Raw genomic sequence first — 20840 nt, 5'->3', positions numbered from 1 at the left:
GCCGCGTCGTCTAGCGTCGAGGCATGGGACCGTTCAGCTCCGCCCCGAAGACCGTCCGGCTCGACACCGCCGGCAAGCCGCTGCGCATCGACGCATCGGGACGACCGTGGAGCCTGTGGGCCGACGGTCTCGGCGGCACCGCCATCCGCGCCCTGCAGGTCATGATCGTGATCGCGATCACCGCGGCCGCGATCTGGGGCATCCAGCAGGTGACGGTCGTCACGATCCCGCTCGTCATCGCGCTCATCCTCGCGTCCGCGTTCGAACCGGTCATGTCCTGGATGCGGCGGCGCGGCATCCCGTCGGTCGTCGCGACCCTGCTGACGCTCGTCACGATCACGGCCATCCTCGGCGCCCTGTCCTGGCTCATCGCGTGGGCGGTCCGCGATCAGTGGGATGAGCTGTACTCGCAGGCGCAGCAGGGCTTCCAGGATCTGCTCGCCTGGACCGAGACCCTCCCGATCGACATCGACCAGGCGCAGATCGACGAGTGGATCGGGGCCCTCACCGACTTCGTCACGAGCGCCCAGTTCGGCTCCGGGGCCCTCGCCGGGGTCGGCGCGGTCGCCAACTTCGTGACGGGTCTCGTCCTGATGGTGACGATGCTCTTCTTCTTCCTCAAGGACGGCCCGCAGATGTGGGCGTTCCTGCTGCGACCCTTCCGCGGCGAGGACTACCAGCGCGCGGTGCGGATCGGCGACAAGACCGTCGCGACACTGGGTTCGTATGTGCGAGGGACGGCGACCGTCGCCGCCGTGGACGCCATCGGCATCCTGATCGGTCTTCTCATCCTCCAGGTCCCGCTCGCCATCCCGCTCGCCGTCCTGGTGTTCCTGCTCGCGTTCATCCCCATCGTCGGCGCGACGGTCGCCGGCATCCTCGCCGCCCTCGTCGCGCTCGTCGCGAACGGCTGGGTGGTCGCGCTCATCGTCGTCGGCGTCGTGGTCCTCGTGAACCAGCTGGAGGGGAACTTCCTGCAGCCGGTGCTGATGGGCCGGTCGATGAAGCTGCACGCCTTCGTCGTCCTCGTCGCCCTGACGGTCGGCGCGGTGCTCTCCGGCATCGTGGGCGCCGTGCTCGCCGTGCCCATCACCGCGGTCGTGTGGGGCGCCATCCAGGTGTGGGACGGTCCGCACACGCCGGCGCGGTGGGCGCGACCGAAGCACCGCGAGGATGTCCTCACCGAGGCGCCCGTGACGTCTCCGGCAGCCTGAACCTCAGTCCGTGCTCCGGGCGCGGCTCGGCTGCACGCGAGGCGGCTCACCGGGCATCTTCGGGAACTCCGGCGGGAACGGCAGCTCGCCCAGACCCGCGTCGAGGTCGCGCTGCCACCACCCCAGCAGCGTGTCGATGCGGCCGGGTGCGGCCTGCAGATCCGCCCACGGGTCGCCGAGATCCGCGAGGCGCTGTGGGACGGTCCGCACCGTGAACGCCGCCGGGTCGACCCCCGCCTCGAGCTCGTCCCAGGTGATGGGCGTCGCGACGGTGGCGGACGGCAGGGCGCGCGGGCTGTAGGCACCGGCCATGGTCCGGTCGCGGTTGGCCTGGTTGAAGTCGATGAAGATGCGCTGACCGCGCTCCTCCTTCCACCAGTCCATCGTCACGCGGTCCGGCATACGACGCGCGAGTTCGCGCCCCGCCGCGATGACGGCATGCCGGACGTCGAGGAACTCGTGGGTCGGCTCGATCGGACAGAAGACGTGGATGCCGCGGTTCCCGCTCGTCTTCAGCCACGCCTCGAGACCCGCCTCGCGCAGGACGTCGCGCAATGCGGGGGCGACGGCCGCGGCGTCGGCGAAGTCCGTGCCGGGCTGCGGGTCGAGGTCGATGCGCAGCTCCACCGGATTGTCGGTGTCGGCTGCCAGCGAGGCCCACGGGTGGAACACGATCGTGTTCATCTGCACGGCCCAGACGATCGCCGCGGCGCTGTCGAGGACGACCTGCGGGTGGCGGCGGCCGCTGTTGTAGGTGCACATCACGTCCCGGACGAAGTCGGGCGCGCCCTTCGGCGGGTTCTTGGAGAAGAAGCTCTCCCCGTCCACGCCCTCCGGGAAGCGTTCCAGCGACACCGGGCGGTGCCCGTTGGCGCGCAGGAACGGGTCCGCGACGGCGACGACGTACTCCGCGAGCTCCTGCTTGGTGATGCCGAGCTCGGGCCAGAGGACCCGGTTCGGGCTGGAGACCGACACGTCCCGGGGACCGTCCGGTCCCGGCACGGTCAGCGTCGTCCGTTCAGTCGCCATGCGACCCACCCTAGGCGGAGGGCTCGACGCTGGTCGAGGACCTCCGATGGGACGTCGCGAGCCCGGTCAGTCGGGGGCGCCGGCGGCGAGTCCCGCGAGCAGCGGCTCGCGGTCGAGTCTGATCCACGGCCCCGCCGGGTCGACGACGACGCCCGAGATCGCGGAGTCGCTCGCGAGAGCGGCGCGCAGCTGGGCACCGGTCAGCGGCAGCGGCCGGTCGCCGCGGCGCATGGCGATGACCTCGAGCGGGTGCGAGAACACCTCGAGTGTCCGCGCTCCCTCCGCCGTCCGGGCTTCGGCCAGGCCGAAGCGGCCGTTCTCGTCGGCGGGCCCCGCCGCGACCCAGAGCTTGACGCGCGCGAGAGCGCCGGCGATGTCGACGGCGGTCTTCTGGTCGCGGGGGCGGCAGAGGAGGTTCTTGACCGTCAGCTCGGGATCGCCTTCTTCCACGGCCTTGCGGATGAGCTCGATCGGCAGCGCGATCCGGCCCGTGGGGGTCGCGTGATCGAGGATGATCCCGGAGTAGTCGCCCGCGAGAGCGTTGGCGAGGACGACACCCACGGGCTGTCCGAGCGCGGAGGTGCCGCTGTCGCCGTCGGCGCGGACGGCGGCCTGCAGCGGATCCCCGCCGGTGTACGCGAGGAGGAACCGCTTGTCCTCGATCGTGGAGACGGCGGGTGAGAGCGGCTTGCCCTCCGCGACGAGCATCCGGGCATCGCCGCGCACGCGCAGGTACAGGTGGCCCTGCAGCGTCTGTCGCATGACGTCCATGACGTCGAGGTTCTCGGGCTTCTCCGGGAGCGCGTCGAGCGCGGCGCGCAGCACGACGTTGTCGGGCATCCCCGGGACGGTCTCGCTGCGCGGCGGCGCTTCGGCCGCCGGACGGAGCACAGCACGCGCACTCGCGGCCTGCCCGAACGTGGAGAACGAGATGCCGACCTCGGGGATGATCTCCTCGGGGAGGACGAGCGTCGGCGACGCCTCGGCATCCGGTGCGTCCGGCGCGGCCGCCGGCTCGGGAGCCGGTGTCTCGTCTGGCTTCGGGCGGCGGGAGAAGAGGGCCATCCTGCGAGCCTAACCCGCCGGGGCCCGACTCCCCCGGCGCCGGCCGCGTGCCCACAGGGTCAGCAGCACCCCCGCGGCCGCGGCGATCGCACCCGCGGCCGCGAGAGACGTCGGGACGGTGCCGCCGGTCGCGGCGAGCCCGCCCGCGACGACGCGCACCGCGAGCCGCGCGGTGGACTGCGGGCCCGTGACGACGATCTCGTGGGGACCGAATGCCGCAGCCTCCGGGATCCGCACCCGCATCCGCAGCGAGCCGGCCGCGTCCGCTTCCGTCCGGGCGAGCTCGACGGGCGTCGAGTGCAGCTCGATGACGACCTCCTCGGCGGGAGCGAATCCCGTCCCCGAGACGGTGAGGAGGGCGCCGCGCTGGATGCTCCGCGCCGAGAGGCTCACCTCGGGTGCGCGCGTGACGGGGCCGACCGGCGCGCTCTCCGCCGCCGCATCCGGCAAACCGTCCCGCGACCCCGTGACCCGCACGGAGACGAGGTGGTTCTTGTGCGCGGGCGTGAGTGTCAGCGTCGGGTCGGTGGCGCCCTTCAGCGGTTTGCCGTCCCGCAGCCACTGGTACCGCAGGGTGACGTCGGCGGGCAGCCATGTCCCGGGATCCGCGGTCAGCGTCTCGCCCACGCGCGGCAGTCCGGCGACGGCGGGGTCCCCGGGAACGATGACCGGTTCCTCGCACGTCGCTGCGAGGACGGCGTCGATGCCGTCGGCGGACCGGCCGTCCTCCAGGACGAGCCGGTCGGCGGCCTCCGGGGTTCGGGCGCCGTCCCAGTAGAGGGGGCACATCCCCTCGGCGGCGAAGGCGAGGAGGTAGGTGCCGGTCGGGAGGTAGAACCCCTCCACATCGCCGGGCGGGTGGGCGAACGAGTACTCCGCCCACGCGGTCGCACGGGCGATCTCCTCCCATTCGGTCCCGTCCCAGCGGAGCGCGCGGATCTGCGCGGGCTCGGTCAGCTCGCCCACCGCCGCCGCGACGCGTCCGGCGATGTCGACCCCTGCCGCGAGAGCGACATCGATCCCCGTCACCTCGTCACCCCCGGTGACGACGAGCGGCGTCGCCCCCTTGGGGCCGGCCGCGCCCGCGTAGTACTGCAGCGCGACGCGGGCCGCCGTGGCGCGCGGGCGCACCTGCAGCGTGTAGGTGCCGGCGGGGACCTTCCCGATCCGGTACGTCCCGTCGTCACCGATGGCGGTGGATGCCGTCGGCTCGCCGGCCCCGGTCTCGGTGAGGAGGACAGTGCCGCCGTCCGTCCAGGGATAGCCGTCGAAGCGCACGGATCCCGAGATCGAACCGGCCGCCTCCAGCACGGCGTCGATTCCCGGCGTCGTGGTTCCGGGAGCGACGGTCACCGGCTCGGCGTCGGCGAAGTCGGACACGCCGGGCCAGAACTGGTCGAGCAGGCCGTCGTCGTCGGGGGCACCGAAGGCGACGAAGTGCGTGCCCGGACCGACGCCGGCGATCGTGTAGCCGCCGTCGGCGGCGGTCACCGCGGAGATGCTGCTCGTGTGCGCGGTGGTCTCGGCGCTGACGAGGACACCTGCGACGGGCGCACCCGTGTCGGAGCGTGTGACGGTGCCGCTGATCGCGCCGGTCGCCTCCAGCGCCGCATCGATCCCCACGGCCGCACCACCCGGCGCGACGGGCACCCGTGTCGCGGCGTCGGGGGACCGCGCGTCGTCGTAGTACTCGGGGGCGAGCTCGGGCGGCTGGTCGTCGATGATCGGCGGCGCGAACTCGATCAGGTACTCGCCCACGCCCAGTCCGACCGCGGTGTAGCGCCCGGCGGCATCCGTCACGACCGACGTGGAACCGCCGTCGCCGTCCACCCAGACCGTGACATCGGGCACGGCCGTCCCGTCCGCGGCCCGCGTGACCGTGCCGGAGATCGTGCCGCCGAGCGGGAGGACGCCGTCGACACCCGTTCGCGCCTCCCCGTCCGGGAGGGTCAGGATGTCGGCGTCGTCGAACGTCGCCGCCCCGTCCCAGAAGACGAAGGTGAGATCGGAGCCGGGCGGCGGCACGAAGCGCACACGGTAGTCGCCGGCCGGCGCCTCGGGGATCGCGTAGCGTCCGTCGGCATCCGTGACGGCCACGAGGAACACCTCGTCGCCGATGAGGAGCACCTCCGCGCCCGCCACCGGCGCTCCCGTGTCACCACGGGTGACCGTGCCGGTCAGTGCGGCATCGGCGGGTGCCGCGGCGGCCGCCGATGTGCCCGCGAGCACGAGCAGCGTGGCGACCGCGAGAAGGCGGATAAGGGCACGTAGGTACGACGGCATGACACGGCACTCCGGTGTGCGAGGCGTCGCGCGCCAACCCCCGGCGCACGTATGCGCTGTTATACCGGGGACCCGCGCCCCGGGGCAAGGTGCCGGGAGCGCGCTACTCCCGCGACGCGCGGTATCCGGCGAGCTCCGCGGCGCGAGGTGTGACGAAGCACTGCTCGGGGTCGGTCACGGCGTAGTACCGCCCGCCGGGCACATGGTAGATCCAGTCCGTGGTGTGCCGCGTCGTCTGGTTGCCCTTCACGGGATAGGCGCTGGGGCAGTTGTCTTTCGACGCGGGACGCGACGTGCCGCTCTTCACGACCGCGGTCGCTGCCGAGATCTTCGAGATCGTCGTGTAGCCGCTCTTGCGCCCCGTGACCTTCACCGTGATCCGCTTGCCGATGTGCCCGTTGCTGAGGGTGAGCGTGCTCTTGGTGGCGTTCGTCAGTGCGCGGCCATCGGCGTACCACTGGTAGCTGAAGCTCGTCCCGGACGACCAGGTGCCGGTATTCGCTGTCAGGGTCAGAGTCTGGTAGGTGCGCCCGGCGATCGTCGGCGTGCCGACCCGCGGCACGCGCGGCGTCGCCGCGGAGGCCTTGGCGACCGTCGCGTAGCCGGACTTGCGGCCGGCCACCTTGACGGTGATCGCCTTGCCCATCTGGGACTTCGTGATCGTGAACGTCGAGCGGGTCGCGTCCGTGATCGCCACCCCGTCGGCGTACCAGCGGTAGCTGAACGTGGTTCCACTCGTCCAGGTGCCGGGCTTCGCCGTCAGCGTGGAGCCGACGGAGGCCCTGCCCGTCACGGTGGGCGTGCCCGCGGTGGCGACCTTCGCGGTCGTCGTGCTGGTCCGTGAAGCGGTGATGAAGCCGGTCTTCTTGCCGGTGACCTTGACGGCGAGCGTGACGCCCTTCTGCGCGGTCCCGAGCTTGAAGGATGCGGCCGTGGCACCCGAGATCGCCCGTCCGTTGGCGTACCACTGGTAGGAGAGCGTGGCGCCGGCGGTCCAGACGCCGGGCTTGGCGGTGACGATGGAACCGTAGGCGAGCGACCCCGAGATGGTCGGCGTGGCCGCGGTGAGAACGTTGGTCGACACCTCGTCCGTCGGGTCGGAGTCCTTGACCTCCCAGGTGGTCGGGCCGGTGCGACCCCAGACGGCGACGACGATGCGCAGGCCGCGGTGAGCCGGGGTGAGGACGAGCTTCGTGCCCACGGCGCCGCTGATGAGCTCGTCATCGGCGTACCACTGGTACTCCAGTGCGGTGCCGGGCGCCCAGACGCCGGCGGCGGCCGTCAGCGTCTGGCCGACCTGTGCGACTCCGCTGATCGTGGGCCAGCTGTACGCGTCGCCGACGGTGTCCAGGTCGGCGTCGTAGCCCGTGAGAGTGTCGGCGACCGAGACGTCGAACTCACTCGCCGTGCCTATCCCGGGCTGGTCGTTCCACCACTCTTTCCACTGCGAGTACTCGGTGCCGTCCTCGTCGAACTCCTGCCAACCCACGTCGGTGAAGGACAGAGTGTACGTACCGGCCCGCAGGCCCGGGATCGTGTACAGGCCGTCTGCGGTGATCGGGCCGGAACTCTCGGCGACCCAGCCGCGGACGCGGTCCTTCCGGTAGGCGACGGCGACGGCCTCACCGTAGGCGACATAGCCCCCGTCGACCGTCCCGGAAACGGTGGCTCCGCGGTCGAGGGTGATGTCGACGCCGGGGACATCCGTGCCCAGGACGACGATGTCGGTCGCATCCGCGTAATCCACGGCGCTCTGCCACCACTCGTCAGCGATCGCCGGGATGTCGGAGGTGACCTGCAGCCGGTACGTGCCGGGCTGGAGGCCGATGACGCGGTAGGTGCCGTCCGGCTCGACGTCATCGGACGCGACGGGGTCCGTCCCATCCGCGGTGTAGAGGTTGACGGCCGTCGACCCGTCGATCGCGTGCAGCCCCGCCGGGAAGGTCACGGTGCCGGAGACCGAACCGCTGCCGCTGCCCGCGGCGAGCGCCGGTGAAGCGACACTCAACAGCCCCGCGACGAGGACCGCAGAGATGCCGACAGCGAGCGCCCGGGCGCGCGAGGTGAAACGCATGGGGGATTCCCTTTCCGTGACGGCTCGGGTCGCCGTCTCGCGCGCATCACTGCGCACCCCTAAAAGATTAGAGCGCTCTCATGTTCGCCGCCACTCCCGGTCGGGGAGAACGGCCGCTCACAGCTTGCTGATGGGTGCGATCTTGATGAGGAGCTTCTTCGGTCCGGCGGTGTCGAACCGCACGTGTGCGACACGTTTCGCGCCCTCGCCGGTCACCATGTCGACCCGCCCCTCGCCGAAGTCGTCATGCCGGATGCGGTCGCCCGCGCCGAGTTCGAGATCGCCGTTGTCGCGCACCTTGGAAGGGATTCTGTTCGCGAACTTCTCGATCGAGCCGGTGCGTTCGCGCGGCGGCAGCGGCACGAGGTCGTCGCCGTAGCGGTTTCCGCCACCACCGAAACCACCGCCCGATCCGCCTCCTTGGCGCCGCGCGTTCAGCGCGCGCGATTGCATGCCGCCACGGGAATTCACGTCGCCCGGCGACTGACGCCAGTCGATGAGCTCGTGCGGGATCTCCTGCAGGAACCGGCTCGGCATCGCCACGGTGACCTCGCCGAACTGGGCACGGGTCATCGCGAGCGACAGATAGAGGCGCTTGCGCGCCCGGGTGAGCGCGACGTAGAAGAGGCGCCGCTCCTCCTGCGGCCCGCCCGGCTCGCCCGCGGAGATGCGGTGCGGGATGAGGTCTTCCTCGACGCCCGTGACGAAGACGGCGTCGTATTCCAGGCCCTTGGCGGTGTGCATCGTCATGAGCGAGACCGAGCCGCTGGCATCCGAGAGGTCGTCGGCATCCGAAACCAGCGCGACCTCCGTGAGGAAGTCCAGCAGCGTCCCCTCCGGGTTGTTCCGCGCGAACTCGCGGGTCACCGCGACCAGCTCGTCGAGGTTCTCGACGCGCGCCTCGTCCTGCGGGTCCTTGCTCTGCCGGAGCGCGTCGAGGTAGCCCGACTTGTTGAGCAGCAACGAGAGGCCCTCGGCGACCGACGTCGACGGTGCGAGTTCGCCGGAGGAGGGGAGCATGATCTCCGCCGCCTCGGCGAGCACGGCGTCGAGGCGCGCGATGGCCTGCTGGATCTTGGGCCCCACGCCGAGTGCCGAGGCGTTCGCGAGGGCGTCGCGGAAGGTGATGCCCTCCTCCGCGGCGTAGCGGGCGATCGCGGTCTCGGTCACGTCACCGATGCCACGCCGGGGCCGGTTCAGGATGCGGCGGACCGCGAGCTCGTCCGCCGGGTTCGCGACGGCGATGAGGTACGCCATCGCGTCCTTGATCTCGGCTCGGTCGTAGAACTTGGTGCCGCCCATGATCTTGTACGGCACCGCCGACCGGATGAAGATCTCCTCCAGCGCGCGGGACTGCGAGTTCGTGCGGTAGAAGACGGCCATCTGCGAGTAGTCGACGCCGGCCTTCCGGATCGCCTCGACCTCATCCGCCACGAACTGGGCCTCGTCGTGCTGCGAGTAGCCGGTGAAGCCGATGATCGGCTCGCCGGCGCCCACATCGGTCCACAGCTTCTTGTCCTTGCGGTCGAAGTTGTTGCCGATGACCGCGTTCGCGGCGGAGAGGATGTTCTGAGTCGAGCGGTAGTTCTGCTCGAGGAGCACGACCTTGGCGCCCGGATAGTCGCGCTCGAACTCCGTGATGTTGCGGATGTCCGCGCCGCGGAACGCGTAGATGGACTGATCGGAGTCGCCGACGACGGTGAGCGACGCGCCGTCCATCTCCGGTGCCTGCTCCGGCTCGAAGATCATCATGCCGCCGCTGGAGAACGAGTCGCCGGCCTTGCCGACGACGGGCCTGGTGAGCTCGCGGATCAGGGCGTACTGCGCGTGGTTGGTGTCCTGGTACTCGTCCACGAGGATGTGCCGGAAACGTCGCCGGTACACGTCGGCGACGTGCGGGAAGGCACGGAAGAGGTAGACGGTCTGGGCGATGAGGTCGTCGAAATCGAACGCGTTCGCCCTCTGCAGCGCGCGCTGGTAGTCCGCGAAGATCTCCGCGAAGAGGCGCTCGGCGGGGTCGGACATGGTGGCGGTGCGCGCGAAGGACTCGGCATCCGCGAGCTCGTTCTTCAGCTTCGAGATGCGCCCCTGGACGGATGCCGGGGTCAGTCCGAAGGCATCCGCTTCATGCTCTTTGACGAGCCGCTTGATGAGCGCGCGGGAGTCGCCCGAGTCGTAGATCGTGAAGCTCTTGGTGAACCCGAACTGCTGCGCCTCGCGGCGCAGGATGCGCACGCACGCGGAGTGGAACGTCGAGATCCACATGCCCTGCGCGCTGTCGCCGATGAGCTGCGTCACCCGCTCGCGCATCTCGCCCGCGGCCTTGTTGGTGAACGTGATCGCGAGGATCTGGCTGGGCCACGCCTCCCGGCCGCGCAGGAGGGACGCGATCCGATGCGTGAGCACGCGGGTCTTCCCCGACCCCGCACCCGCGACGATCAGCAGCGCCTGGCCACGCGAGGTGACCGCCTCGCGCTGCGGCGGATTGAGGCCCTTCAGCAGGTCGTCGTCGGCACGCGCGCCGGTGCTTGCTGCCCCGACGATGACTGGTTTGATCGGGTCACTCATGTCCCCTCAAGTCTAGGCGCGACCGCCGACCCCGGGTCGGCGTGTCCTGCCGGCGGGGTGCCGACCGGATGGCGCGCTTCCGCGAGGATGGATCCATGACCTTGCCTGCCATTCGCGTCCTCGACGTCTCCGGCGTCCCCGCCTATGTGTCCGACATCGCCACCACCTTCACCGGGACGCTCGTCTTCGGCGTCGGCCTGCGGGACGAGACCGCGCGCACCGCAGGCACCGCCCACCTGCTCGAGCACCTGATCATGAAGCGCGTCGGCAAGGTCACCGTGACCCACAACGCGACGACCGCTGACGAAGTCATCGCGTTCTTCGCACAGGGCTCACCTGCCCAGGTGGGCGACTTCCTCGCTCGGGTCGGCGCCGCCATCTCGTCGCTGCACGAGATCACGGTCGACGATGTCCTCGAGCAGCGGCGCATCATCTCCGCCGAACTCGGCGAAGGGGACGAGCGCATCGGCCGCGGGAACCTCATCGACCGGTTCGGCAATCAGTCGCTCGGACTGCTCGACTTCGGAAGCCCCGCCCACCGCTCCCACACGCGCGCCGACGCGCTGGGCTTCGCGGACACCTGGCTGCACGCAGGCAACGCCGCGCTCACCTTCACGGGACCCGTCCCGGACGGGTTCACCCTCGACCTGCCCGCCGCGCGGCCCATCCCGGATCGGACGGTGCCCGAGCCGATCCGCCACGAGGCATGGATCCCCAACGGCGAGATCCCCCTCGTCCTCTCGCTCGTCCTCCGTTCGACCGAGGCGGCGCACATCGCGATCGCCCGGACCCTGCTCGAGGACGCGCTGCTCACGCGGCTGCGCACCGAGCGGCACCTCGTGTACTCGGTGAACGGCTTCGCGCTGCCGTTGAGCACCGATGCCACGTTCGTCGGCTACGCACTCGATCCCCGCGCCGAGGACGCCCTGTCGGCGGCGACAGGCGCGATCGAGCTCCTCCGAGAGCTCGCCGAGGCGGGCCCGGACGAGTCCGCGATCCGCGAGCAGCTGGAATCGTGGGATGCCGCCGACGAGGACCCGCTGGTGCAGGCCTCGCACCTGGACGCGCTGGCAGGGGCCGTTCTCCGGGGCCGTCGGGGCCGCGACGACGTCGCCGCCGCCGATCTGCACGCGGTCACCGCCGCTGACGTGCAGCGCGTCATCGCCGATGCGATGACGACACGGTTCATCACGTTCGCAGGCGACACTCCCCTTCCGGATGACGATGAGGTCACCGCCGCGCTCGGTATGCCGCCCGCGGAGGATCCGACGCCCTTCGCCGTCTCGCTCTCCCGCATGGAGTGGGTGCGCCACGTCATGCCGGACGAGGTCGAGGTGTTCAGCGGTCGCACCTTCCGTGGTCTGCGCGGCGCAGACCTGTTCGTCGACCTCGAGCGGGTGACGTTCTCCTCCCGCGAGGGAACCATGGAGGTCCGCTTCGACAGCATGCCGGTCGCCCTCTACTCCGAAGGACAGCGCTACTGGTGCCTCGTCGGTCGCGAGGGGCACTTCATGATCGTCGACCTGGATCAGTGGCGCGGCGCCGCCAAGCTGCACGACCTGCTGGGGACGCGGATCCCGGACGATGTGCAAGCCGGCGTCGACATGGAGACACCTCTGCCGGCATGAGCCGGGACTCGCCCGTCTTGCAGGAATCGGCCTGGATGTCAACCGGGAAGTGGCTTTGATCCTGCCCCGGTAACGTCGCCTGCGTCGCGCCCGTCGGGCGTATCGGGGAGGATCGACGTGACACAGTCGCTGGAGGAGACGTCGACGGCGGCGCTGCTCGACGGCCGCTATCAGCTCGGCGAGTGCGTCGGACAAGGCGGTATGGCGCGCGTCTTCCGGGCGGAGGACATCCAGCTCGGCCGCACCGTCGCGATCAAGATGCTGCGCGCGGATGCCGACGCCCACGCCACTCCCGAGCGCGCGCGCATGGAGATGGCGCTGCTCGCATCCCTGAACCACCCATCGCTCGTCACGCTGTTCGATGCGAGCATCGTGCCCGGCAAGCCCGAGTACCTCGTCATGGAGTTCGTCGACGGGGCCTCCCTCGCGGAAGAGCTGGCCGCGGGCCCCATGCCCGCCGTCGAGGTGGCCGCCATCGCCGCCGAGATCGCCGCCGCCCTGCACGTCGTGCACGACGCGGGGATCGTGCACCGCGACATCAAGCCCTCCAACGTCCTCCTCGCCCCGACGGCACTGCCGGGACGACGTCACCGCGCCAAGCTCGCCGATTTCGGGGTGGCCTATCTCGCCGACTCGACCAGGCTGACCTCGCCGGGCCTCATCATCGGCACCGCCGCCTACCTCGCGCCGGAGCAGGTGCGCGGCGAGCACGCCGGACCGCCGGTCGACATCTACGCGCTCGGCCTCATGCTCCTCGAGGCCCTCACCGGCCACCGCGCGTTCCCGCACGCGTCGGGGATCGGCGCCGTCATGACGCGGCTGATCGAGGTGCCGGAGATCCCTGACTGGATGGGACCGGAATGGACTGCTCTGCTGCAGGACATGACGGCGACCGACCCCGCTGAGCGACCGACGGCCCTTGCCGTCCTCGACGCCGTCGCCGGACTGCCGGTCGCGATCGGTCCCGCGCCGGTCTCCGCGGCAGCAGTGGACGACGAGCCGGCCCCGACGGTCCCGCTCGCGCTCCCCGCAGCGTGGCCGCCCGCCGCCGAGCTCGACCAGGCACCCGCATCCACTCCGGTCGCCGACGCCCGCGGGGCCGGCGACGCGTCGCACGTGGCCCCGCGTCGTCGCACGCGGCGTGCGGCAGTGCTCCTCCCGCTCGCCGCGGCCGGTGCTCTGCTCTGCATTCAGGTCGGCATGTGGATGGGCGGGATGCAGCTGCAGTCCGGCGTGGCGCCGGTCGTCGGCCCCACTCCCTCCCCGACGTCGGTCGTGGAGGAGGCGGCCACCGACGACGAGACGGAGACCATCCTCCCCGCCGGCGATGTCCGGCAGACCGCGCCGTCCGCCCCCGACAAGACGGCGAAGGAGGCCGCGAAGGCCGCCGCGGAGGATGCGCGCGACGCCGCGAAAGCCGCCCGCGACGAGCAGAAGGCGGCCGAGGCGGCCGCCCGCGAGGCCGCGAAGCAGCAGGCCGCCCAGCAGCGCGAGGCGGAGAAGGCCGCGAAGAAGGCCGCCAAGCCGGGTCGCTGACGGGTCGACCGCGCTGAGAAACCACATCCAGCGCGAGAAACACCGCGAGGCATGGTTTCTCATGCCCGAAGTGGTTTCTCAGCGCCGCGGGTGAACCCGACGCGGGACCGACGATGCCGCCGGGCGGTCAGACGTCGCGGCGCCGCCGGCGCAGCAGCCACACGTTGCCGTGGGTGGGATCGTGCTGCAGGTCGTCCAGGGCGGCGAGCGCGAGCGCCAGGCCACGGCCCGATTCGGCATCCTCGCCCGGCATCGTCACCCGATCGAGTCGGATGAGCGCGGGATCGGCGTCGTCTGTCATGACGGCGGTCAACGTCGTGGCGTCCACCTCGAGCCGGATCGTGACGGTGGGATGCTCGGGCCCTTCGGCGTGCTCGACCACGTTCGTGGCGACCTCGCTGACGGCCAGGGCGAACAGCATCCGATCCTCGTCCGACACCTCCGGCACCCGGCTCCAGAGGTCCGCGAGGGCATCGTGCACGGCGTCGACGAGGGTCAGGTCGGCGGGACCCTCGAGGTAGACGTCGGCGATCGCGTCACTGCTCATCGAACGCGGCTTCCGCCGCCGGGTACTCACGGAGCACGCGGTCGAGGTTCGTGAGTTTGAGGACCCGGCGCACCGCTTCGGGGACAGCCGCGATGCGCAGGTCGCCGTCCGCGAGCCGTGTCGACTTGAGCCCCCCGATGAGGGCGCCGATGCCGGAGGAGTCGATGAACTCCGTGTCGCTCATGTCGATCACGACGCGAGGCGTGCCGGCGGCGACGGCGTCGTCCACGGCCTGACGCAGCCGGGGCGCCCCCGTCGCGGTGAGCCTGCCGGACACCGCGACGACGGCCGCGCCGTTCACGGTGCGGACGGTGATGTTCATACTTCTGCCCTCTCGTCGAGCGTCCGGGGGGTGTAGCCGCGGTACCGCACGGCCTGGATGATGACACTCAGCACCGCGAGGTCGTAGAGCACCCACATGGAGTTCACCAGTGTGCCGGTGCCGTCGCCCGTCCCCACGATGACCCGACCGACGCCGACGACCAGGGCGACGGCCAGCAGAGCCATGGCCGTCAGCTGGGGCCAGATCTCCCGCCAGGGCGGGCCGCCCGCCGCGCGGCCGTCTTTCCGCGTGACCACGAAGGTCAGCGACTTGCCGAGGACGACATCCGAGAACGCCGTCGTGCAGGCTCTGATCCAGATCGGGAACAGGGCGAGGGAGTATTGCTGCCCGCGCCAGGTGCGGATCCCCTTCGCGACCACGACGAACAGCAGCTGATTGATCAGGAAGTACGGCAGGAAGCGCGCGAAGAAGTCGACCGACCACGCCGTCACCGGGAGCACGCCGAGCAGCAGGTAGATGATGGGCGCGGCGATGTAGACGATCGCGGCGAAGCCGGACAGGTAGCTCCACATCGTCGCGAAGTACATGAGCCGCTGCCCGCCGGCGAGGCCCTTCTTCGTGAGCGGATTGTCGCGCAGCAGGACCTGCATCGTCCCCTGCGCCCACCGCAGCCGCTGCTTCAGCATCGTCCGCAGGTCTTCGGGTGCGAGGCCGTGGGCGAGGATCTCGTGGTGGTAGACGCTGCGCCACCCCAGCGAGTGCAGCTGCATCGCGGTGGCCATGTCCTCGGTGATCGAGATGGTCGCGAGGGGCTGCACCGGCTGCGCCTCGTCGGGGCGGTCGATGCGCAGCGCCTCGATCAGCGCGTCGACGGCGGCCACCGCACCGAGGGGCGAGAGCTCGCGCACCGCGAGCGCGTCCAGGGCGGTCTCGTCCACGATGAACGCGTCGAGCTCGGCGTCGTGCTGCACGGGCAGCTCGGCGATCGCGGTGAGGTCGGCTCGTGCGGCCTGGAGATCGGATGCGACGAGCCGTCGCGACGAATCCTGGATGGCGCTGTGCACGCCGTAGGTGACGTCCGCGATCGGCGTGCCCGATGCCGCGTCCGACCGAGCGCGCTCGACGACGGCCTGCAGACGGACGAGCTCGGCGGTGACCTCCGGCGGAGCCGAGCGATCGGCGACCGCGCGCTGCAGCATCCGCCGGGCGGCGCGCAGCGCGGTCGTGACGGATTGCTCGAGGTTGCGGACGTACCCGACGATGCCGAGCTGCATGAGCGCGTCCCGGCGCAGCACGGCGTTGGAGCCGCAGAAGAACGCGGCGTTCCAGCCGTCCTTGCCCTGCTGGATCGGACCGTAGAAGAGCGGCGCCTGACTGCCGAGCGGATCGGCGTCGTCGACGTTCACGAACCACTGCGGGGTCTGCACGAGGGCGACCTCAGGGTCATCGGCGAAATAGCCCAGCGTGCGGTCCAGGATGTGCGGGTCCGGCACCTGGTCGGCGTCCAGGATGAGGAGGAACTCGCCGTCGGTCTGCATCAGGGCGTTGTTGAGGTTGCCGGCCTTGGCATGCCGCGGCTTGCCGACCCAGTCATCGGAGCGGGTGACGTAGCCGACACCCGCCGCGCGAGCGGCCGCCTCCATCTCGGGCCGCGCCCCGTCGTCGAGGATCCACGTCTCGTGCGGATAGCGGATCCGCTGCGCGGCTACCGCGGTCGCCATCACCATCTCGACCGGTTCGTTGTAGGTGGTGATGAGGACGTCGGCCGTGCCCGTGGGCGCCGAGCGCGGCGCAGGGCGGTCGCGGGCGCGCCACATCGTCAGCGCGAAGAGGATCGTGTCGATGAGGCTGTAGGTCTCGGCGATGACGAGCGGAACCGCGATCCACCACGCCTCCCAGTTCACCGAGGCCAGCCACCGCCACGCGACGTAGTTGACGCCGAGCAGCACCGACAGGAGGGCGAGGATGCGGATGACGACGAAGCGCGCCGTCATGCGTCGCGCCTCACGACGACGACGGTGACGTCGTCGGGCGCCTTGGACGCTCGGGCGATGCGCGCTGCTTCCGCGACCGCCCCGGCAGGCCCCGCCTCCCGGAGGGTCCGCTGCACGTGCCCGAACGGGTCATCGGGGTCGAGCACGTCCAGCAGCCCGTCGCTGCAGCACATGAGGATGTCGCCGGGCTCGAGGAAGGCCTCCCCCGCCGAGCGCTCCTCGTCGATGCCCATCCCGAGCGGCAGTCCCGTCGAGCGCAGTGGCTCCCACGTGTCGTCACGGCGGAGGATGAAGGCCAGGCTGTGGCCGGCATCCACGAACGTGACGCGGCCGGTCGCGGCTTCGACGTCGGCGTGCAGGGCCGTCACGAACATGTGCAGGTCTTCGAGGTCCTGCGCCAGCATCCGGTCGACGTCGCGCACAGCGTGGAGGAGCGAGCGCTCGGGCGCCGTGCGCAACGACGCGCGGACGCCCGCCGCCACCATCCCCGCGCCGATCCCCTTGCCCATGACGTCGGCGAGCGTCAGCCGGAGGCGGTCGCCGTGGAGCTCCCAGTCGTACAGGTCGCCCATGACATGGCCGGATGCGACGGCGGTGGCCGCCAGCGTGTACCCCGGCATCCGGGGGGTGCGGCGCGGCAGCAGCGCGCGCTGCACGACCACCGCGTGGTCGAGTTCGTGCTCCCGCGCGATCTCGGCCTGCACCCACGAGGCGAGTTCGCGCAGCAGGACGCGCTGCGCCGCGCTGAGCTGGCGCGGCTTGGTGTCGACGATGCACAGCGTCCCGACGGTCTCCCCGCCGGGCGCCTCCAAGGGCTGGCCGGCGTAGAACCGCAGGTGCGGGTCGCCGGTCACGAACGGGCTCGTGGCGAAGTCGGCGTCGGCCGCGGCATCCTCGACGACGAGCATGCTGCCCTTGCCGACGGTGGCGTCGCAGAACGAGTCGGCACGCGGCGCCTCGCGCTCGCCATCGAACCCGTACTCCGACAGTCGCCACTGCCGATCGCGATCGAGCAGCGAGACGCTGACCATGGGCACGTCGAAGAACTCGTGCGCGAGTCGCGTGATGCGGTCGACGCGCTCGTCGCGGGGGGCGTCGAGGATGTCGAGTGCCTCGAGGGCTCGCTGCCGCGCCGTCTCGCTGTCGACGTCCTGCTCCACAAAGGCCATACAAGCACCCTGGTATGGACGCCGGATGCTGGCAAGTCGACGTGCCGTGCGACGTAGCGAGAGCGAGCGCGACGGTACGCGCGAGAATGGATGCATGCGCACTCTGCTGAACATCATCTGGCTGGTCCTGGCTGGATTCTGGCTGTTCCTCGGCTACGTCGCGGCCGGAGTGCTGCTCTGCATCCCGATCATCACGATTCCGTGGGCGATCGCATCCTTCCGGACGGCGAATTACGTGCTGTGGCCGTTCGGCCGCACGATCGTCGACAAGCCCGGCGCCGGTGTCGGCTCGTTCATCGGCAACGTCATCTGGGTCGTGCTCGCCGGGATCTGGCTGGCGATCGGGCACCTGCTCTCCGGAATCGCGCTGTTCATCACCATCATCGGCATCCCGCTCGCCCTCGCCGACTTCAAGATGATCCCGATCTCGCTCATGCCACTCGGCAAGGACATCGTCTCGACGCGTCAGGGCGCGTTCGACCGCCCGGTGCGCTGATCCCGTAGGGCGGGGTCGCCCGCCGCTGGTCATCACGAGTCGTCGCTGGGCACGGGATGCCGCAACACGGCGTCACGATGCGACACCCCGTGTCACGGCTTGTGCGGGGGTCGCAGGTCCGGGTTAGCGTCGATCCATCGCGGCGGTCCGGGTGGTCCCGGGCACCGGTTCATACCCGGTTGCGTTGCGGGTTCGACTCCCGCCGTCGCGTCCACTGACAGCCCGCAGAGTCCTGGCCGTGCACTCCGTGGCACCGCCCTGATGCGATGATGCCCTGGTGTCGAACAACGGCGAGGGCGCGGGCGATCGACGTCCGGCGTCGTTCGGCAATCGCGCGTTCGCCCGGTACTTCTCCGCGATCGCCGTCGGCGCGTTCGGCACCGCACTGACGTCGGTCGCGCTCCCCGTGCTCGTAGTCGCGGTCCTGGGCGCGAACGCGTTCGAGGTCGGGATCGTGAACGCCGCCCAGTTCGTTCCCTATGCCGTGCTGGGGCTCTTCGCCGGCGTCTTCGTCGACCGGTGGCAGCGTCAGCGCATGCTGGTGTGGGCGAGCGTCGGCCGCGCGGTGAGCCTCGCGCTCATCCCCGCGATGTGGGTCGCCGGGCTGTTGCCGATCTGGATGCTGGTCGTCCTGCTCCTCCTCTTCGGCGCGTTCTCCGTCTTCGGGTTCGCCGCCACCCAGTCGCTTCTGCCGCAGATCGTCGAGCGGCGGGCGCTTCGCGCCGCGAACGCGCGACTGGATCAGGCCGAGGCGGTGGGACAGACGGCGGGACCCGCCCTCGGCGGCGCCCTGGTCGGCTGGATCGGCGCCCCTCTCGCGATCGCCGTCGACGCCGTCACCTATGTCATCGATGCCGTGCTGATCTCCGGACTGCGTCTGACGGAAAGAGAACCGCGGGCGGTGACGCGGCGATCCGTCCGGCGCGAGATGGCGGAGGGACTGCGCTGGGTCTACCGGCATCCGGTCCTCGCGCCTCTCGCGTGGTCCACACACGTGTGGTTCATCGCGAACGCCGCCGCGCTGACGATCTTCACGGTGTTCGCGCTGCGCACCCTGGGCTTCTCCCCCCTCCTGTACGGGCTGCTGTTCGCGGGGGCGGGGCTGGCGAACCTCCTCGGTGCGACGCTCGCCCCGCGCGTCGGCGCTCGTCTCGGTTCGGGTTCGACGATCACGGTCGGCCGTGCGCTCTATCCGGTCGCGTGGATGCTGGTCACGTCCGCTCCTGCGGGCGGGTCAGCGCGCCCCGCCGCCATCGCCGCGGTTCTCGTCTTCGCGGGCATGATCCTCCAGGGTTTCGCCGGCGGGCTCGAGAATGCCAACGAGATGAGCCTCCGCCAGGCCGTGACGCCCGACGGGCTGCTCGGGCGCGTCAATGCCACGATGCGGTCCGCCAACCGGACCCTCGGGGCCGTCGGCGCCATCGCCGGTGGAAGCGCGGCCACCCTGCTCGGCGAGCGCTCCTCGCTGCTCATCGCCGTCGGCCTGTTCGCGGTGGCATTCGCGATCGCGATCGGCTCACGGGTGCGCGCGGCGCGCGACGATGAGGACTCTGCAGCGCCGACCTGAGGATGCGGGGCCGATCAGGGCGCTTCGGCGAGGATCCTCTCGACCACGACGCGCGCACTGCGCGCTTCCGCTTCGGGGTTGTGGGATCCGGTGCCGTCCGCCAGCAGCAGGAGCGCTTTCCACAGCGCCCAGGCGCGACCGCGCGCCCACACGGCGTCATCCCACGGCAGGCCGTCGCGGAACACCGCCCGGGCCGAATCGTCGAACATCGTCCACGCGATCGCCAGATCGCATGCCGGATCCCCGACGCCCGAGGTACCGAAGTCGATGACGGCGCGGAGACGCCCGTCCCGGAGCAGGAGGTTGCCCGGCGCGATGTCGCCGTGGAACCAGACCGGCGGGTCTGCGATCTCCGTTCGCAGCGCGGCATCCCACACCGCCCGCGCCGCCGCGCTGTCGATCCGCCCCGTCAGTGCGTCGAGCGAACGCGTCACGTCCTGCTCGTAGACCCGCGGATGCGCGCCGCGCCAGAAGCTGTGCGGGCCCGCCGCCGGTCCGCCGGACGCGTCCACTGCGGCGAGCGCGGCCAGGAACCGAGCGACGTCGGCGGCGAACGCATCCAGGTCACCGATGCCCGCCTCGCCGGCCGGCACCCCCTCGATCCAGCGGTAGACCGACCACGGGCGCTCGAAGTCCGCCGTCGGCGTGCCGAGCCCGACCGGTTCCGGGATCTCGAACGGCACCCCGGTGGCGATCACCGGGAGCCAGCGCTGCTCCTTCGCGACCGCCGCGGCGTAGCCATCGGCGCTGGGCAGGCGGACCAGCAGGTCGTCGCCGAGGCGGAAGGTGCGGTTGTCCCAGCCGCCCGGGCGGACCTGACGGACGGGAAGCCCCCGCCACTGCGGGAACTGCTCCGACACCAGCCGTGTCACGAGCGCCTCGTCGATCGTCATGACGACCAGTCTGGCGCCCGGGCGTGGCACCGGGTCATCCCCCGATCTGGGCCAGCAGCTCGCCGGTGTCGGTGCCGGTGGCCTCCGCGATGCGGCCCTTCTGCACGCGGTACATCGCGAACTCGGCGACGTTGACGTGCCGCCGCGTCGCCGGGATGCCGCGGAACGCGCCCAGGTGCGTACCGCCGCCGCGCAGATGCACCGCGAGGCGGTCGTCCTCGGCGATGAGCTGGATGCGCCGCCACCGCCAGTCCGGGAACGCGTGGAAGAGGTCGGCCATGTCGGCGATGAAGGCATCGGCGCCGCCCGGCAGGTGCGCGCGGCGCACGGACGGATCGATGAACGAGCGGATCGCGTCGAGGTCGTGGCGGTTGCACGCGTCGAGGTACTCGGCGTGCCACTCACGCATCTCCCACGGCTCCACCCGCCCATTATCCGCGCCGCGCGTCCCCCGCCCGGCCCGCGCGGCCACGCGCGCCGGGCCGCGGGCGCGA

16 protein-coding genes and 1 tRNA gene are annotated in these 20840 nt (G+C 71.1%); 6 read left to right on the top strand and 11 right to left on the bottom strand.

All coding sequences use genetic code 11. The features are described 5' to 3' along the window. Window positions 1-23: 23 nt before the first annotated feature. A complete protein-coding gene (locus QZL85_RS10960) occupies window positions 24-1214 on the top strand; it encodes an AI-2E family transporter (RefSeq protein ID WP_295576687.1) in 1191 nt (396 codons plus the stop codon). Between the two features lie 3 nt (window positions 1215-1217). Here QZL85_RS10960 and ligD read toward each other — a convergent pair whose 3' ends face one another. The 5 genes from ligD to QZL85_RS10935 all read right to left on the bottom strand — a co-directional run bounded on the left by ligD (window position 1218) and on the right by QZL85_RS10935 (window position 10233). Next, window positions 1218-2243 (bottom strand): non-homologous end-joining DNA ligase, encoded by a 1026-nt coding sequence (gene ligD, locus QZL85_RS10955; RefSeq protein ID WP_295576686.1) that lies wholly within the window; start codon window positions 2241-2243, stop codon window positions 1218-1220. A 66-nt stretch (window positions 2244-2309) separates the two neighbouring features. After that, window positions 2310-3308 carry an SseB family protein gene (locus tag QZL85_RS10950; RefSeq protein WP_295576685.1) on the bottom strand — a complete coding sequence of 333 codons (999 nt, stop codon included), beginning with the start codon at window positions 3306-3308 and terminating at the stop codon, window positions 2310-2312. Window positions 3309-3317: 9 nt separating this feature from the next. After that, a complete protein-coding gene (locus QZL85_RS10945) occupies window positions 3318-5591 on the bottom strand; it encodes a carboxypeptidase regulatory-like domain-containing protein (RefSeq protein ID WP_295576684.1) in 2274 nt (757 codons plus the stop codon). A gap of 103 nt (window positions 5592-5694) precedes the next feature. Further along, on the bottom strand, window positions 5695-7665 hold the full coding sequence (locus tag QZL85_RS10940) for a hypothetical protein (RefSeq protein ID WP_295576683.1): 1971 nt from the start codon (window positions 7663-7665) through the stop codon (window positions 5695-5697). 117 nt (window positions 7666-7782) lie between these two features. Continuing rightward, window positions 7783-10233: an ATP-dependent helicase gene (locus QZL85_RS10935; protein WP_295576682.1), complete on the bottom strand. Its 2451-nt coding sequence runs from the start codon at window positions 10231-10233 to the stop codon at window positions 7783-7785. A gap of 95 nt (window positions 10234-10328) precedes the next feature. On the opposite strand from QZL85_RS10935, the gene QZL85_RS10930 reads away from it, so the two are divergent. Continuing rightward, complete coding sequence (locus QZL85_RS10930) at window positions 10329-11861, top strand: pitrilysin family protein (RefSeq protein ID WP_295576679.1); 1533 nt, start codon at window positions 10329-10331, stop codon at window positions 11859-11861. 117 nt (window positions 11862-11978) lie between these two features. Then, on the top strand, window positions 11979-13397 hold the full coding sequence (locus QZL85_RS10925) for a serine/threonine-protein kinase (RefSeq protein ID WP_295576677.1): 1419 nt from the start codon (window positions 11979-11981) through the stop codon (window positions 13395-13397). Between the two features lie 127 nt (window positions 13398-13524). Here the strand turns inward: QZL85_RS10925 and QZL85_RS10920 are convergent, their stop codons facing one another. From QZL85_RS10920 to QZL85_RS10905, 4 genes are read right to left on the bottom strand one after another with little or no spacing between them, the layout of a single operon-like run. After that, window positions 13525-13944, bottom strand: a complete 420-nt coding sequence (locus QZL85_RS10920) for an ATP-binding protein (protein WP_295576675.1) — start codon at window positions 13942-13944, stop codon at window positions 13525-13527. Continuing rightward, on the bottom strand, window positions 13934-14266 hold the full coding sequence (locus tag QZL85_RS10915; RefSeq protein WP_295576673.1) for an STAS domain-containing protein: 333 nt from the start codon (window positions 14264-14266) through the stop codon (window positions 13934-13936). The genes QZL85_RS10920 and QZL85_RS10915 overlap by 11 nt, the downstream gene beginning before the upstream one ends. Continuing rightward, window positions 14263-16221: a glycosyltransferase family 2 protein gene (locus QZL85_RS10910; protein WP_295576671.1), complete on the bottom strand. Its 1959-nt coding sequence runs from the start codon at window positions 16219-16221 to the stop codon at window positions 14263-14265. Before QZL85_RS10910 ends, QZL85_RS10915 begins: the two co-directional genes overlap by 4 nt. Continuing rightward, window positions 16218-17390 carry a PP2C family protein-serine/threonine phosphatase gene (locus QZL85_RS10905; protein ID WP_295576668.1) on the bottom strand — a complete coding sequence of 391 codons (1173 nt, stop codon included), beginning with the start codon at window positions 17388-17390 and terminating at the stop codon, window positions 16218-16220. Before QZL85_RS10905 ends, QZL85_RS10910 begins: the two co-directional genes overlap by 4 nt. A gap of 94 nt (window positions 17391-17484) precedes the next feature. Here QZL85_RS10905 and QZL85_RS10900 point away from each other — a divergent pair, with 94 nt between their 5' ends. The 3 genes from QZL85_RS10900 (at window position 17485) to QZL85_RS10890 (ending at window position 19453) form a co-directional block, all read left to right on the top strand. Then, a complete protein-coding gene (locus QZL85_RS10900; protein ID WP_295576667.1) occupies window positions 17485-17886 on the top strand; it encodes a YccF domain-containing protein in 402 nt (133 codons plus the stop codon). A 138-nt stretch (window positions 17887-18024) separates the two neighbouring features. Continuing rightward, window positions 18025-18100, top strand: a tRNA-Met gene (locus QZL85_RS10895). A gap of 63 nt (window positions 18101-18163) precedes the next feature. Continuing rightward, window positions 18164-19453: an MFS transporter gene (locus QZL85_RS10890; RefSeq protein WP_295576665.1), complete on the top strand. Its 1290-nt coding sequence runs from the start codon at window positions 18164-18166 to the stop codon at window positions 19451-19453. Window positions 19454-19467: 14 nt separating this feature from the next. On the opposite strand, the gene QZL85_RS10885 is transcribed toward QZL85_RS10890, so the two are convergent. Both QZL85_RS10885 and QZL85_RS10880 read right to left on the bottom strand, forming a co-directional pair. Continuing rightward, window positions 19468-20346 (bottom strand): aminoglycoside phosphotransferase family protein, encoded by an 879-nt coding sequence (locus QZL85_RS10885; RefSeq protein WP_295576663.1) that lies wholly within the window; start codon window positions 20344-20346, stop codon window positions 19468-19470. 34 nt (window positions 20347-20380) lie between these two features. Continuing rightward, complete coding sequence (locus tag QZL85_RS10880) at window positions 20381-20770, bottom strand: ester cyclase (RefSeq protein ID WP_295576661.1); 390 nt, start codon at window positions 20768-20770, stop codon at window positions 20381-20383. Between the last annotated feature and the right edge of the window lie 70 nt (window positions 20771-20840).

Source organism: uncultured Microbacterium sp. (assembly GCF_900078385.1).
Taxonomy (GTDB): Bacteria; Actinomycetota; Actinomycetes; order Actinomycetales; family Microbacteriaceae; genus Microbacterium.
This window is presented reverse-complemented; position numbering and strand designations above follow the sequence as displayed.

Excerpts from the sequence above, each read along its gene's own strand:
- QZL85_RS10960 (WP_295576687.1), top strand. The coding sequence starts at position 24 with ATGGGACCGTTCAGCTCCGCCCCGAAGACCGTCCGGCTCGACACCGCC.
- QZL85_RS10935 (WP_295576682.1), bottom strand. The coding sequence starts at position 10,233 with ATGAGTGACCCGATCAAACCAGTCATCGTCGGGGCAGCAAGCACCGGC.
- QZL85_RS10940 (WP_295576683.1), bottom strand. The coding sequence starts at position 7,665 with ATGCGTTTCACCTCGCGCGCCCGGGCGCTCGCTGTCGGCATCTCTGCG.
- QZL85_RS10910 (WP_295576671.1), bottom strand. The coding sequence starts at position 16,221 with ATGACGGCGCGCTTCGTCGTCATCCGCATCCTCGCCCTCCTGTCGGTG.
- QZL85_RS10900 (WP_295576667.1), top strand. The coding sequence starts at position 17,485 with ATGCGCACTCTGCTGAACATCATCTGGCTGGTCCTGGCTGGATTCTGG.
- QZL85_RS10950 (WP_295576685.1), bottom strand. The coding sequence starts at position 3,308 with ATGGCCCTCTTCTCCCGCCGCCCGAAGCCAGACGAGACACCGGCTCCC.
- QZL85_RS10930 (WP_295576679.1), top strand. The coding sequence starts at position 10,329 with ATGACCTTGCCTGCCATTCGCGTCCTCGACGTCTCCGGCGTCCCCGCC.
- QZL85_RS10915 (WP_295576673.1), bottom strand. The coding sequence starts at position 14,266 with ATGAACATCACCGTCCGCACCGTGAACGGCGCGGCCGTCGTCGCGGTG.
- ligD (WP_295576686.1), bottom strand. The coding sequence starts at position 2,243 with ATGGCGACTGAACGGACGACGCTGACCGTGCCGGGACCGGACGGTCCC.
- QZL85_RS10905 (WP_295576668.1), bottom strand. The coding sequence starts at position 17,390 with ATGGCCTTTGTGGAGCAGGACGTCGACAGCGAGACGGCGCGGCAGCGA.
- QZL85_RS10885 (WP_295576663.1), bottom strand. The coding sequence starts at position 20,346 with ATGACGATCGACGAGGCGCTCGTGACACGGCTGGTGTCGGAGCAGTTC.
- QZL85_RS10920 (WP_295576675.1), bottom strand. The coding sequence starts at position 13,944 with ATGAGCAGTGACGCGATCGCCGACGTCTACCTCGAGGGTCCCGCCGAC.
- QZL85_RS10945 (WP_295576684.1), bottom strand. The coding sequence starts at position 5,591 with ATGCCGTCGTACCTACGTGCCCTTATCCGCCTTCTCGCGGTCGCCACG.